This is a genomic window from Burkholderia sp. BCC1988 (assembly GCF_905339895.1).
GTDB lineage: Bacteria > Pseudomonadota > Gammaproteobacteria > Burkholderiales > Burkholderiaceae > Burkholderia.
This window is the reverse complement of the sequence record NZ_CAJPHA010000004.1, coordinates 215,522-229,165: the sequence shown is the minus strand read 5'-3', so window position 1 is coordinate 229,165 and position 13,644 is coordinate 215,522. Positions and strand designations below refer to the sequence as shown.

Sequence of the window (13,644 nt, the reverse complement as noted above, 5' to 3'; positions counted from 1 at the left end):
ACCACGCAGGAGGACAACATGCAATCGAATTCCCGGATCTCGCTCGACGACGATGCGCTGGACGCCGACGCCGCCGAGACCGAGGGTCTCGATACGACGGTTCATGTCGACGTCGCGACCGGCAGGATCATGTTTCATGCGGCGTGGGCGCTCGCGCCCGATGCGCCGCACGATACCGCGCGGCACGCGGTCGTGCTCGCGCTCGACTGCGACACGATGGAGCGCTATGCGGACCTTGACGAGCCCGCGCGGATGCGCGTGCACGCGATGCTGCACGACAGCGTGCAGGCCACGCTCGACGCGCTGCCCGACGTCACCGAGGACCTGACGCTGACGATCGAGCTGACCGACGCGATGCTCGACGCCGCGCGTCACCTGCAGTGAGCGCGGCGGGCCGGCACCGGCGCGCTGCGGGTACGTCCCCGCATGCAGGCCACCGGGCGGCTGCCGCCGATAGTCGCGGGTATTGCCGGCGTCACGTTACATCCCGTTGAAATCTTTGCAGGCGCCGCGCGGCGCTATCCAATGGGGGCACGCATCACGCCGCGACGCGCGTGCGCGCCGCCAACCGCCAACCGCCGATCGGGGTCGCGCCCCTTCAAGGCGGCACCGCGCCGGCCGCCATCCCGCCGGGCGCGGCACGCCCATTGCTGCGTCGACGGACACGGCAGGGTACGGCACATCCGGTGCCACAACACGACAGGGAGCGATCCATGATCGGCAAACTGGATCATTGCAAGGTAGCGATACTCGCGGTCGACGGCTTCGAGGAAGCCGAACTCGTCGAACCGCAGCGCGCGCTGACGGCAGAGGGCGCGCAGGTCGACGTGATTTCGCAGAAGCGCGGCGAGATCCAGGGGTTCAGGCACGTCGACAAGGGCGATCGCGTGAAGGTCGACCGCACGTTCGACGATGCGCGCGAAGGCGATTACGACGCGGTCGTGCTGCCGGGCGGCGTGGTCAACGGCGACGCGATCCGGATGCTGCCGGCCGCGCGCGAATTCGTGACCGCGGCCGTCGGCGCGGGCAAGCCGATTGCCGCGATCTGTCACGGCGGCTGGCTGCTGGTGTCGTCCGGGCTGGTGGACGGCCGCACGATGACGAGCTGGCCGAGCCTGCAGGACGACATCCGCAATGCGGGCGGCAAGTGGGTCGACCAGGAGGTCGTGCGCGACGGCAACCTGATCACGAGCCGCAAGCCCGCCGACCTGCCCGCATTCAACGGCGCGCTGGTGCAGTGCCTCGCGTCGCGGGGGCCCTGAGCGATGCCGGCCGAACCCGTTCGCCACGTGACGCTGACCGACGCGCCGCCCGAGTTCGACGGCGCGGCGCTGCTGATGCGTTTCGTCGTCGAGGTCGACGGGAAGCCGCAAACCTGCACGATCACGGTCGAAGCGCTCGAGGATCATTTCGGCGCGCGCTCCGCGCTCGAAGCCGACTTGCGCGACGCGTTCGAGCGCGGCCGTGCGCGCATCGAGGCCGCGTGCGCGGACGTGCTGGTCGACGGCAAGGGCGGCGTGGAACTCCACAGCGGCTACTTCCGCGTGCGCGACAAGGCGGCGGGCAAAACCGCCCGCGCCGGGATGTTCCGTTCGCGGAAGTCGTGAGTCCGTGGGGCATGCGGCGCGTGCCGCTGCCGTGCCGCAGTGCGCCCGTGCCGTTCCATTCGCACCATTGGGCGCCATTACACGCCGTTGAAAACTTTGCAGCGGCCCCCGAGCGCCTTGAAGTGACACATCACGCCGCGCGCCGGCCGGGCGCCGGGCCGCTTCGTCCCAGATACTGGCACACTCCCTGCATGTCTCCTCAGATCGCGGCGCACGATTCGCGCCTGCGCCGGCGCGATGCCATCGTCGTATCGCGCCAAGCCGTCAAATGGGGGAGACAACATGCTGACCGCACATGAATTTGCCGCACTGTTCCTGGTCCATCGCGCGCCGGAACAGATCCAGGCCGACCGCGAAGATATCGTCGCGTTGGTGGAACAACACCTGATCGAGATGCGCGCCGACGCATCGGGCGCGAGCCGGCTCGCGCTGACGCCGGACGGGCTGTCGATCGTGCAGCGCATGCTGCGGCACGCCGGGCGCGAGTTCGGCAGTGCCGACGCGTGATGGCGAACCGCGCGGCTCAGTGCGCGATCGCGACCGGCGCGTTGACCTGCACGGCCGGCGTATCGCCGTCGAACGGCGGCGCGCACTGGAAGCGGTCGATCACGCCCGGTTCGAACAGCAGGCAGCAGGTCGAGCCGCCGTACTGGAAATAGCCGATCTCGTCGCCCTTGTCGATCCGCTGCCCCGGCACGACCTCGATCACGCACGACGACACGTCGCCCATCCCGACGAACACCGCGGCTACCGTCCCGATCCCCGGATCGTCGCAGTCGATCGCGACCACCGCGCGCGCGGCGACGGCCGTCATGTAGCCCTGCGAGTCGTTGAGCCCGGCCGGGTCCGGGCCTTCCGCTTCCGCGACCGAGTAGTAGGTGCCGTCGACCCGGTACGCGTGCGTGACGGTGCCGCGCACCGGCGCGTGCCAGCGGTGATAGTTGTACGCGCTCAGATACGCCTGGTAGAGGTCGCCGCCGACGAAGCGCTCGGCGAGCGGCAGCCGCGCGGGCGTGAAGATGTCGCGCAGCGAATACGGCTGCCCCTTGATCCAGAACCTGTCGCGGATCTTCACGCTGGATTCGGTGTGATACGGCGCGGCCTCGCACGCGCTGACGATCACGTGCGGATCGTCCGGCGCCGCGACCGGCCGCGCACCCGCGCGAAAGCGCCGCGTGAAGAAGTCGTTCCACGAGTCGAAGCCCCAGTACGGCTGGTCCTCGCGATACTGGAACTGCGACAGGCCGACGCGCGTGCGCGCTGCATCGCAGAACCAGCCGTCGGGCGGCGACGTGTCGAGATGCGCGCGCGAATGCGGGCCGCCGAGGAAGTCGCACCATACGTTCAGCACCTGCTTCAGGTGCGCGTTGACCGCCGCGTCGCGAAACACCGCGTGGCCCGACGGCATGCACATCGGCCAGTCGAGAAACGCGTTCAGCGGGCACACGACCAGGCTCGTTTCGCTGAACGGCGGCGTGTAGGTCATCAGGTGGTCGATCACGGTCATCAGTTCGCCGATCGATGCGTAGCCGAGCATGCGGCCCGATTCGAGCGCCTCGTCGATCGCGCGGGTGAGGCTCATGCGCAGCACCGCGTTGTCGTCGAACAGCCGCGCGAGCGCCTGCACGGCCGGCGTGCGCAGCTGTTCGCCGGCCTGCGCGCGCGCTGCGTTCGCGATGTTCGCGCGGTACCCGGCCATCTGCGATTCCTCGCGGGCCATCCATTCGCCGAGACGGTGACGCGTTGCGGGCGGCGTGCTGCGGTCGATCGGCATGGTCGGCTCCGGAAAGGGTTGCGGTACGAAACGGGGGAGCAAGGCGCTTGCCCGACAGGCGGCACCCGAATTGCTGCGCGTTTCAACGAAGGTCTCTTTCAATGAGCCGGGAGGGCACACATGAACGCAGCTTCGAATGCGCGACAGATCCAGGACGCGGCGTCGACCGACGAGCGCCGCGGCAGCGAACAGCGGACCGTCGCACCGACCCGCACGCGGGCGCGCGTGCGCGCGGCGACCTCCCGCGACACGCGGCGAAACGAACGCAGCAGCGGGAACGGGCCGGTGGCGCCGACCCGCAAGGAAGGGGCGGGCGAGCCGCAGTGGGAGGATGACGGCGGCGCGATGCCGCCCGAAGAATGGTCGTGACGGTGTGACGCGCGGCGGCGGGATGCGATGCATTCCTGCCATCGTTTCCACATTTCGAGTATTATCGAAAAATGGAAACGAACCAGACCATCTCCGCGCTGGCGGCACTCGCGCATGAGTCTCGCCTCGCCGTCTTTCGCGCGCTCGTGCAGGCCGGCCCGTCGGGCTTGCCGGCCGGGCAAATCGCGACGCTGCTCGACGTGCCGCCGTCGTCGCTGTCGTTTCATCTGAAGGAACTGGCCCATGCGCAGCTCGTCACGAGCCGCCAGGAAGGCCGCTTCGTGTTCTATTGCGCGAACTTCGCGACGATGAACGGGCTGATCGGCTACCTCACCGAGAACTGCTGTGGCGGCAATCCGTGCACGCCGGTGTCCGCCTGTTCGACTTCCTGCTCCGACCAAACCTGAGCATGCATTCACCCGCCCGCCAATGACCACCAACGTCCTGATTCTCTGTACCCACAACTCCGCGCGCAGCGTGCTCGCGGAGGGAATGCTCAACCACTGGGCCGGGAAACTCGGCCGCGACGTGCGCGCCTACAGCGCCGGCAGCGCGCCGAGCGGCCGGCTCAATCCGTTCGCGCTGGATGCGCTCACGCGCGCCGGTATCGACGTCACCGGATACCGCAGCAAGAGTTGGGACGAATTCGTCGGCGACGGCGCGCCGCACCTGCGCGTCGTCATCACGGTATGCGACAGCGCGGCCGCGGAGGCTTGTCCGTACTGGCCCGGCAGCCCGGTGAAAGTGCATTGGGGCTACGCCGATCCGTCGAACGCCGAGGGCGGCGATGCCGGCAAGCGGCTCGCGTTCGAACTGACGCGCGAGGCGCTCGGCTACCGGATGCTGCAACTGCTGGCGCTGCCGCTCGAGCGCATGAGCGATGCCGAACTGCAGGCGGCGTTGACCGCCATCTCGCGAAACTGAGCGCTCGCACGGTGGCGCGCGTGAAACGGCGTGCCGCGTGCGTTGCTCCCGCACGGAATCCTCTTCGATGAACACGTCCAACGCGATCCCGCCTCGCCATGCCATTGCGAAGCCCGCGATCAATTTCTTCGAACGCTACCTGACGGTCTGGGTCGCGCTGTGTATCGTCGCCGGCATCGCGCTCGGCCAGATGCTGCCCGGCGTGTTCCAGCAGATCGGCCGCATGGAGTACGCGCAGGTCAATCTGCCGGTCGGGCTGCTGATCTGGGTGATGATCATCCCGATGCTGGTGAAGGTCGACTTCGGGGCGTTGCATGAAGTGCGTCAGCACGTCAAAGGCATCGGCGTCACGCTCGTCGTGAACTGGCTGGTCAAGCCGTTCTCGATGGCGTTTCTCGGCTGGCTGTTCATCCGGCATCTGTTCGCGCCGATGCTGCCGGCGGACCAGCTCGACAGCTACATCGCCGGCCTGATCCTGCTGGCCGCCGCGCCGTGCACGGCGATGGTGTTCGTGTGGAGCCGGCTGACCGGCGGCGATCCGCTGTTCACGCTGTCGCAGGTCGCGCTGAACGACAGCATCATGGTGATCGCGTTCGCGCCGCTGGTCGGGCTGCTTTTGGGGATGTCCGCGATTACCGTGCCGTGGGCGACGCTGCTCACGTCGGTCGTGCTCTACATCGTGATTCCGGTGATCCTCGCGCAGATCTGGCGCAAGGTGTTGCTCGCGAACGGGCAAGCTGCGTTCGACGCCGCGATGACGAAAATCGGCCCGTGGTCGATCGCCGCGCTGCTGGCCACGCTCGTGCTGCTGTTCGCGTTCCAGGGCGAAGCGATCCTGAAGCAGCCGCTGGTGATCGCGCTGCTCGCGGTGCCGATCCTGATCCAGGTGTTCTTCAACTCCGCGCTCGCATACTGGCTTAATCGTGCCGTGGGCGAGAAGCACAACATTGCATGCCCGTCGGCGCTGATCGGCGCGTCCAACTTCTTCGAGCTGGCTGTCGCGGCCGCGATCAGCCTGTTCGGTTTCCATTCCGGCGCGGCGCTCGCGACCGTCGTCGGCGTGCTGATCGAAGTGCCGGTCATGCTGCTGGTGGTGCGCATCGTCAACCGGTCGAAGGGCTGGTACGAGCGCACTTGAGCAAACCACGGAATCCATCCATGACCGACCGACTGACCGACCTGCCGCAACTCGACGCCGAACTCTTTCGCGTACCGGACGCGAGCCGCTTGCGGCCGGCGTCGCCGTCGACGCATCCGCCGCGTTTCCTGCTGCTGTACGGCTCGCTGCGCGATCGTTCGTTCAGCCGCCTGCTGGTCGAGGAGGCCGAGCGCCTGCTCACGGCGATGGGCGCCGAGGTGCGCGTGTTCAATCCGAGCGGCCTGCCGTTGCCTGACGATGCGCCCGAAAGTCACCCGAAGGTGGTCGAATTGCGCGAGCTGGTGATGTGGTCGGAGGGGATGGTCTGGTGCTCGCCGGAACGACATGGCGCGATGACCGGCATCATGAAGTCGCAGATCGACTGGATTCCGCTGTCGGTCGGCGCGGTGCGGCCGACGCAGGGCAAGACGCTTGCGGTGATGCAGGTCAGCGGCGGCTCGCAGTCGTTCAATGCGGTGAACCAGATGCGCGTACTCGGACGCTGGATGCGCATGCTGACGATCCCGAACCAGTCGTCGGTGGCCAAGGCGTTCATGGAATTCGACGAAGCGGGGCGGATGAAGCCGTCGGCCTATTTCGATCGCGTCGTCGACGTGATGGAGGAACTGGTCAAGTTCACGCTGCTGACGCGCGACATCGGCCCCTATCTGGTCGACCGGTACAGCGAACGGAAGGAAAGCGCGGAGGCGTTGTCGAAGCGGGTGAATCAGCGGGGGATTTGAGGATGACTCGCGTGGGGAAGCGGGTTGGATGGTTCGGTTGAGCGTCGGTCTGCCTGTCGGGTAGCGTGCAAGTCGGCCGCGCGAAAGCACATCTCGGGCGCCGGCATGTGCACAACATCGCTCACGGTCGCAGGCGCTGCTCGTCGGCTGCCACCAGCGCCGCGACCGGCAACGCGGCAAGACAGCGATCGAGCCGCAGCATGCCGTCCGGCGCGTCGACTTCGCGCCCGCCGTTCAGCCAGTCGATCCACCGCTCGCTCGCGCCGCGCGGCAACACGATCGCGGTATCGCCCCATTCCGCAGGCGCGATGCGCGGCAACCCCGGCACTTCGCCGAGCAACCGGCACGCGAGCCGCGTCACGACGACCACGACCGTCGCCGTCGCGTCGCAGCGCGCGAACGCGAGCGCATGCCGCCCGAGCCTGCCGCGCACGCGCAGCGGCACATACGCGCCATCCGAGAACGTCGCCGGCCAGCGGGCGCGCAGCGCGAGCATCCGCTCGACGAGCGCGCGTTTCACGCGTGCGTCGGGCCAGTCCCGCAGGTACGCGGCGACCGGTTCGTCGACCCGCTCTGCCGCGAGCTTCGCGAACGGCACGTCGCGCCGGTTGTCCGGATCGACCAGCGAGTGATCCCATGACTCGGTACCTTGATACAGATCGGGCACACCCGGCGACGCCATCCGCAGCGCCGCCTGCGCGAGGCTGTTGACGACACCGGCCGGCGCGATCCGCGCGACGAACCCATGCAGCCGGTGCACGAAATCGCCCGCGCCATGCGGCGTCAGGATCGCGCGGACGAACCGTTCGCAGTCGCGCTCGTAGTCCGCGTCGGGTGCGAGCCAGTCCGTATGCTGTTTCGCTTCGCGCAGCGCCTTCGTCTGCCAGCGCACCACGCGCTCGGCAAGCGTCGCCAGCCCGTCCGCATTGTCGGGCGCGAGCGCCGGCGGCCAGCAGCCGACGAGCGTCTGGTACAGCAGTGCTTCCGCAGCCGGCCCCGGCGCCCACGCGAGATCGCGATGCGCGCCGCCGCGCCGCGGCTGGTTCAGCGCGGACCAGTCGAGCGACACCGCGCGCCACAGGTCCGGCACTTCACTGAGCACCGCGAGCCGCGCGCGCGCATCTTCGCCGCGCTTGTGATCGTGGGTCGCGGTCGCGACGAGCGTATGCGGAAGGGTGCGCGCGCGACGGCGGTTGCGCGCATGGAACGCCCCGCGCGACAGACTGAAATCGCCCGCATCGGCACCGACCTCGTTACGCGACAGCAGCCGGCCGTAGCGATAGTTGGCGGTATCCTCGACGCCCTTCGCGGCAAGCGGCGCGGTGAGCTGCGCGAACGCGACGCGCGCCGCATGCAGCGCCTCGGCATCCGCGCGCGGCGCGCGCAGGCCCGGCAGCCCGAGCCAGCCGGCGACGCGATCGAGCGCGTAGCGGTCGGACGGATCGATCGTCGCGCACGCCGCGTCGTACGCGTGCGCCAGCACGCGACGATCGGCGCCGGTCGGCTCGTTGCCGGGTGTCGGGTACATCCGGTACACGGGAAGGTGCACCGCGAGTTCGCCCAGCACGCGATGAATCGCGATCCGGCTGAGGTCGCGCGTCGCGGGTGCCGCGCGCGCAATGCGGTGCAACGCCCGCGCGACGCGTTCGTGCTCGCCGGCGAGCTGCCGCTTCAGCACGCGCCGCTTGCCGGCCACCGCCTCCTGCGCGAACGACCGCGCCGAGCCCGACACGGCCGCCCAGTGCGCGGCGAGCGGCGCCGCGCCAGCCGGATCGTGCAGCAGCGCGGCGACGTCGTTCATGAAGTCGTAGCCGGTCGTGCCGTCGACGCACCAGTCTTCACGCAGCGTCTCGCCCGGCGCAAGGATCTTCTCGACGACGAGATAGGGCTGCTCGTCGCGCTGCGCGGCGAGCTGCGCCTGCAGGCGGCGGCAGTACGCGCCCGGGTCGGCGAGGCCGTCGACGTGATCGACGCGCAGGCCGTCGAGGCAGCCGGCCGCATGAAGCGCCAGCGGCAGCGCGTGCACCGCGTCGAACACCGCTTCGTCCTCGACGCGCACGGCCGCGAGGGTCGCGATGTCGAAGAACCGCCGCCAGTTCAGCTCGTCGGCGGCCGTGCGCCACCACGCGAGCCGATAGTGCTGGCGTTCGAGCAATCGATGCAGGCACGCGCGCGAGCGTGCGCGGCGCGGATCGGCGCCGCGCAGTATCGCGTCGAACGCATGCGGGCCCTGGGCGGCGGCGTAGTCGCGCAGCGCCGTATGCGCGTCCGCGAGGTGCGCGCTGCCGCGCACCGGCGCGGCGGCGAACCGTTCGGCGAGCGCGTTCAGGTCCGCACGGTTGGCGATGCGCAGGATCTCGGCGTAGGTCGCGGCGGCGACCGGCAGCGTCCTGCCCGGGCATGCGATGAAGAAGCGCCCGCTCGACGGCTCGGCGCCGAGCGCGACGTCGCCGGCGGCGAGCGCGTCGCCGTAGGGCGCGCCGAGGCAGGGCAGCAGCACCTTGCCGTGGAGCGCTGAGTCAGGCGGATGCCAGTCGATGTCGAAGTAGCGCGCGTACGGGCTCGCCGGCCCCCATTCGAGCACGTCGTTCCACCAGCCGTTCGATGCGCCGCCGACGCCCATGTGGTTCGGCACGATGTCGGCGATCACGCCGAGGCCGCGCGCGTGCAACGCGTCGACGAGGCGGCGGAAGCCGGCCGGGCCGCCGAGTTCCGCGCTGATCGTGTGATGGTCGACGGTGTCGTAGCCATGCAGCGAACCGGGCTCGGCCGTCGTGATCGGCGACAGGTACAGGTGGCTCACGCCGAGCCGCGCGAAATAGTCGGCGTGCGCGGCCGCGTCGTCGAACGTGAAGCCGGCGTGCAGTTGCAGTCGCAGGGTCGCGCGCGGAATCATACGTCCTGCTCCCGGGCGCGGCGTGCGCGCTCGAGCGCCGCGATGCGTCTGCGTACGTCGGCGTCGAACAGCGCGTCGACCGCGCGCGGCAGCCGGCGCAGCCAGTTCGGATGGCCGCGCGGCGGGCCGGGGAGATTCGGTTGGGCGTCCAGTGCGAGCAGATCCTCTAGCGGCACGATCGCGAGCGGCGACGGGCTGCGCGCAACATACGCGAGGACTGCATCGACGGGTGGCGTGTCGGCACGCGGTACCGGATCGCCGGGCGGCGCGCAGCCCGCTTGCTGCAACGCGCGCCATAGTGCCGCGCGCTCGGTCGCGCGTTCGGCCTGGGCCGCAGTGAGGGCGAGGTCGGGGGCGGGCGGCGGCGTGTCGCGTGTTTGGGGCACGCCGTGACCGACATCCTTGGCGGGGTGCTCGTCACGCAAAGCAGGTTTGTTTCGTTCGTAACGTCCCGCTCCGTGTGCGGCCGCGGCGCGACCGATGTCGTCACCGACATTACGCGCGCTCGCGGTGCGTTGCGTTTGGCCACTCCCGTCGTCGGTGCGTGCATCCTCGGAGGCATCTGCATCTGCATCTGCATCACCTAACCCCCGCCGCCACTCGAGATCGACACCACGCCACCAACCCGCCACGGTCGGCAGATCGTGCGTCGACGTCATCGCGACCGTGTCGCGATCCCACGCCGACGGCGGCCGAAACGCGCCATCCGCCTCACGCTCGAACCACAGCACGCGCATTCCCGCGATCCCCCGCGCGCCGAGGCGCTCGCGAAACCCGGCCGGCACCGTGCCGAGATCCTCGCCGATCGCGACCGCGCGATGCCGTGCCGCCTCCAGCGCGACCAGCCGCACGAGATCGTCGAGCGGATAGTGCAAGTACGCGCCGTCGCGCGGCGATCCGCCGTCCGGCACGATCCACATCCGCGCGAAGCCGAGCACGTGGTCGATACGGACCCCGCCCGCCTGCGCGAAGGCGGCGCGCAACAGGTCGACGAACGGCGCGAAGCCGGTCGCGCGCAGCGCGGCGGGCGTCCACGTCGTCACGCCCCAGGCCTGGCCGTCCGCATTGAACAGGTCGGGCGGCGCGCCGACCGACACGCCGCGCAGCAGCGTCGTGCCGTGCGCCCACGCGTCGCTGCCCGCGCGATCGGCGCCGACCGCGAGATCGGCGATCAACCCGATCGCCATCCCGGCCTCGCGCGCCGCATGCTGTGCGTTGCCGAGCGCGTCCGACGCGCACCATTGCAGGAACGCATGGAACGCGATCGTCTCGGCATGCGCGTGTGCGAAGGCGTCGACCTCGGCCGAGGCCGGCATGCGCCACGGCGCGGGCCATTGCCGCCAGTCCGCGCCGATTCCGTGTTCGATGCAGAACGCCTGCAGCGCGTCGAAGCGCGCGTGTGCGTCGAGCGCCGCGCCGCCCGCCGCACGAAACTGCTCGAACGCGTCGCGCAACGGCCCGCCGTTCGCGTGCCACGCATCGAAGCACGCGCGCAAGCGGCGCAGCTTCAGCGGCAGCACGTGCGGCCAGTCGATCAGCGGCGTATCGGGCGCGGGAGCGCCATGTGCCGCCGCGCCGTGCATCCGCTGCACGATATCGGCGCCCGGCACCGCGTCGCAGTCGAGATACGCGACGTTGTGCCAGCGCCGCGACGACGGCGAATACGGGCTGTCGTGCTCGGGCAGTGCCGGATAGCCGGCATGCGTCGGGCTGATCGCGACCGCGTGCGCGCCGTGCCGCGCCGCGTGCGCGGCGAGGCCGGCGAGCGCGGTGTAGTCGCCCGCGCCGTCGTCGCCCGTGCGGCGCAGGCTGTACAACTGGGCCGCGATGCCCCAGCGGCGCTGCGCACCTGCCACGCCGTCGTCGGCAGTGAACGGCCGCATACGCGGCGGCGCGATGGCGAGCCCGATGCGTTGCTCGCCGATCTCGAGCGCGTGATAGCCGGGCACCGCGAGCGGCGGCAGTGCGCCGGATTCGCCCGCGTCGGCCACGCGAGCGTCGACGTGCTCGCCCGTTTCGAGCGCGATCCGCAAGCGCGCGCCCGGCGGCGCGACGCTGCGCGGGAGCGTCAGCGGCACGCCGGCGTCGCCGGTGACGACCCGCGGCGTTGCGTCCCGGTCATCGGTCAGCGCGGCCGCGCTGTCGACCCGCTCGTTCGGCGTGCCGCATGGCCAGCCGAGTGCATCGACGAGCGCGACGAGCGCGTCGTCGCCCACCCGCCGCGCGACGCCGCCCGCGTCGATCCAGTCGGGCGCCAGCCCGGCCGCACGCGCGAGGTCTGCGATCGGCACGTCGGTCGTCATTGTCGTGTGTGCCCGTTCGTGCGGTGATGGAGCGCATCGCGGTTGACCGCACCGTCGCGCCACGCGATGCAGGTGCGCGCGGGCAGTCGCCGCTCGGCCAGACGGTCGCGCGCGCGCGGCGGCGTCTCGAACACGATCTTGCCGACCGGCAGCATCGGCAGCAGCGCGTCGCGCGAGCCGGGATTGAATGCGAGCGTGAGCGTGCTGCCGTCGCCGAGCCGCCAGCGCGCGACGAGCGCCTCCGCGCTGCCGTCGCCGTCGCGGTTGCCGCTGCCGATAGCGGACAGCAGCTCGACGCCGAGCGCGCGGGCGCCCGGCAGATGCGGCGTCACGAGCGCCGCGCGCACGGCCAGCGCGCTGCGGTAGAAGCGCCGCCACGCGTCGGCGTCGGGCCACGTGTCCGCACCGGCATGACCGGGCGACGAGCGCAGGAACGTGCCGATGTCGTTCGGATCGGGAATCGCGTCGCGATGCGCGGGATCGGCGAACGCGGAAAACGCGGCGAACTCGCGGCGCCGGCCTTCGCGCACCGCGTCGGCGAGCGCGCCGCGATAGTCGGTGAAGAACTGGAACGGCTGCGTGCTGCCGACTTCCTCGCCCATGAACAGCAGCGGCACCTGCGGCGCGAGCAGCATCAGGGCGGTCGCCGCGCGCACCGCGTCGTCGTTCGCGAGCGCGCGCAGCCGCTCGCCGAAGGCGCGGTTGCCGATCTGGTCGTGGTTCTGCAGGAACGTGACGAACGTGGTCGGCGGCAGGTGCGCGCTCGGCTCGCCGCGCGGCGCGCCGTCGTGCAGCGGCGACGGCTCGCCCTGGTACGCGAACCCTTCGCCGAGCGTGCGCGCGAGATGGCGCAGCGGCGCATCGGCGTACGCGCGGTAGTAGCCTTCGCGCTCGCCGGTGAGCAGCACGTGCGCGCTGTTGTGGAAGTCGTCGTTCCACTGCGCGTCGAAACCGCCGGGGCCGAGCAGGCTCGCCCGATTGCGCTCGTCCTCGAGCACCAGATGCACGTGGCGCGCGTCGCCCGCATACGCGCGCACGCGGCGGGCGAGCTCGCGCAGCCATGCATCGTCGTCGATCGCATGCGCGGCGTCGATGCGCAGGCCGTCGAAGCGGAATTCGTCGAGCCAGTACAGCGCGTTGTCGATGAAGAACGCGCTCGTCTGCGCACACGAGAAGTCGATCGCGGGCCCCCAGGCGGTCTGCCGGTCCGCGCGGAAAAATCCCGGTGCATAGCGCGGCAGCAGGTTGCCTTCGGGGCCGAAGTGGTTGTAGACGACGTCGAGCAACACCTGCAGCCCGAGCCCGTGCGCGGCGTCGACGAGTGCCTTCAGTTCCTCGGGCCGTCCGTACGACGCCGCGGGCGCGAACGGCAGCACGCCGTCGTAGCCCCAGTTGCGCGCGCCCGGGAACGCGTTGACGGGCATCAGCTCGATCGCGGTTACGCCGAGCGCGGCAAGCCCGGCCAGGCGCCGCTCGACGTTCGCATAGCCGCCGCATGCGCCGACGTGCAGTTCGTACAGCACCGTCTCGTGCCACGGCCGCCCGCGCCACGCGTCGTTGCGCCAGCGGTACGCGGCCGGGTCGATGACCTGGCTCGGGCCGTGCACGTCATGCGGCTGGAAGCGCGATGCGGGATCGGGTGCCACGAGACCGTCGTCGAGCAGGAAGCGGTACAGCGTGCCGGGACCGCACGGCGCGACGACCTCGAACCAGCCGTCCCCGGCCGGCAGCATCGCGACGCGCCGTTCGCCGTGCAGTTCGACCGCGGCCGTGCGGCTCGCGGGCGCCCACAACCGGAAGCGCGTGTGTTCCGTGTCGAGGCAGGTCGCGCCGAACGACGACGCGAATGCGTGCGTGCCGGGCGGATGGGCGGTGCGTGACGTCATGGCG

General features: G+C 70.5%; 13 protein-coding genes. 9 read left to right on the top strand and 4 right to left on the bottom strand.

Annotated features, from left to right (window positions below; genetic code table 11):
- The first annotated feature begins 18 nt into the window (after positions 1-18).
- The 4 genes from U4012_RS07680 to U4012_RS07665 all read left to right on the top strand — a co-directional run bounded on the left by U4012_RS07680 (position 19) and on the right by U4012_RS07665 (position 2,114).
- Entirely contained in the window at positions 19-384 is a 366-nt protein-coding gene (locus U4012_RS07680) for a DUF3022 domain-containing protein (RefSeq protein WP_321797433.1), read from the top strand.
- A gap of 329 nt (positions 385-713) precedes the next feature.
- Positions 714-1,262: a type 1 glutamine amidotransferase domain-containing protein gene (locus U4012_RS07675; RefSeq protein ID WP_044843395.1), complete on the top strand. Its 549-nt coding sequence runs from the start codon at positions 714-716 to the stop codon at positions 1,260-1,262.
- Between the two features lie 3 nt (positions 1,263-1,265).
- On the top strand, positions 1,266-1,607 hold the full coding sequence (locus tag U4012_RS07670; protein WP_044843396.1) for a DUF1488 domain-containing protein: 342 nt from the start codon (positions 1,266-1,268) through the stop codon (positions 1,605-1,607).
- A 282-nt stretch (positions 1,608-1,889) separates the two neighbouring features.
- On the top strand, positions 1,890-2,114 hold the full coding sequence (locus U4012_RS07665) for a hypothetical protein (protein WP_321797431.1): 225 nt from the start codon (positions 1,890-1,892) through the stop codon (positions 2,112-2,114).
- A gap of 16 nt (positions 2,115-2,130) precedes the next feature.
- On the opposite strand, the gene U4012_RS07660 is transcribed toward U4012_RS07665, so the two are convergent.
- Positions 2,131-3,381, bottom strand: a complete 1,251-nt coding sequence (locus U4012_RS07660) for a phosphatidylserine decarboxylase family protein (protein WP_321797428.1) — start codon at positions 3,379-3,381, stop codon at positions 2,131-2,133.
- 120 nt (positions 3,382-3,501) lie between these two features.
- Between U4012_RS07660 and U4012_RS07655 the strand changes: the two genes are divergently transcribed.
- The 5 genes from U4012_RS07655 to arsH all read left to right on the top strand — a co-directional run bounded on the left by U4012_RS07655 (position 3,502) and on the right by arsH (position 6,555).
- Positions 3,502-3,750 (top strand): hypothetical protein, encoded by a 249-nt coding sequence (locus tag U4012_RS07655; RefSeq protein ID WP_321797425.1) that lies wholly within the window; start codon positions 3,502-3,504, stop codon positions 3,748-3,750.
- A gap of 71 nt (positions 3,751-3,821) precedes the next feature.
- A complete protein-coding gene (locus U4012_RS07650; RefSeq protein WP_321797423.1) occupies positions 3,822-4,157 on the top strand; it encodes a metalloregulator ArsR/SmtB family transcription factor in 336 nt (111 codons plus the stop codon).
- Positions 4,158-4,179: 22 nt separating this feature from the next.
- Positions 4,180-4,674 carry an arsenate reductase ArsC gene (locus U4012_RS07645; protein WP_321797421.1) on the top strand — a complete coding sequence of 165 codons (495 nt, stop codon included), beginning with the start codon at positions 4,180-4,182 and terminating at the stop codon, positions 4,672-4,674.
- 67 nt (positions 4,675-4,741) lie between these two features.
- Positions 4,742-5,812, top strand: coding sequence for an ACR3 family arsenite efflux transporter (gene arsB, locus U4012_RS07640; protein ID WP_321797419.1), 1,071 nt, complete (start codon positions 4,742-4,744; stop codon positions 5,810-5,812).
- Between the two features lie 20 nt (positions 5,813-5,832).
- Positions 5,833-6,555, top strand: coding sequence for an arsenical resistance protein ArsH (gene arsH, locus U4012_RS07635; protein WP_321797417.1), 723 nt, complete (start codon positions 5,833-5,835; stop codon positions 6,553-6,555).
- 121 nt (positions 6,556-6,676) lie between these two features.
- Here arsH and treY read toward each other — a convergent pair whose 3' ends face one another.
- From treY to treZ, 3 genes are read right to left on the bottom strand one after another with little or no spacing between them, the layout of a single operon-like run.
- A complete protein-coding gene (gene treY, locus U4012_RS07630) occupies positions 6,677-9,451 on the bottom strand; it encodes a malto-oligosyltrehalose synthase (RefSeq protein WP_321797414.1) in 2,775 nt (924 codons plus the stop codon).
- On the bottom strand, positions 9,448-11,754 hold the full coding sequence (gene malQ / locus U4012_RS07625; RefSeq protein WP_321797411.1) for a 4-alpha-glucanotransferase: 2,307 nt from the start codon (positions 11,752-11,754) through the stop codon (positions 9,448-9,450). Before malQ ends, treY begins: the two co-directional genes overlap by 4 nt.
- Positions 11,751-13,640 (bottom strand): malto-oligosyltrehalose trehalohydrolase, encoded by a 1,890-nt coding sequence (gene treZ, locus U4012_RS07620; RefSeq protein ID WP_321797409.1) that lies wholly within the window; start codon positions 13,638-13,640, stop codon positions 11,751-11,753. Before treZ ends, malQ begins: the two co-directional genes overlap by 4 nt.
- Positions 13,641-13,644 lie beyond the last annotated feature (4 nt).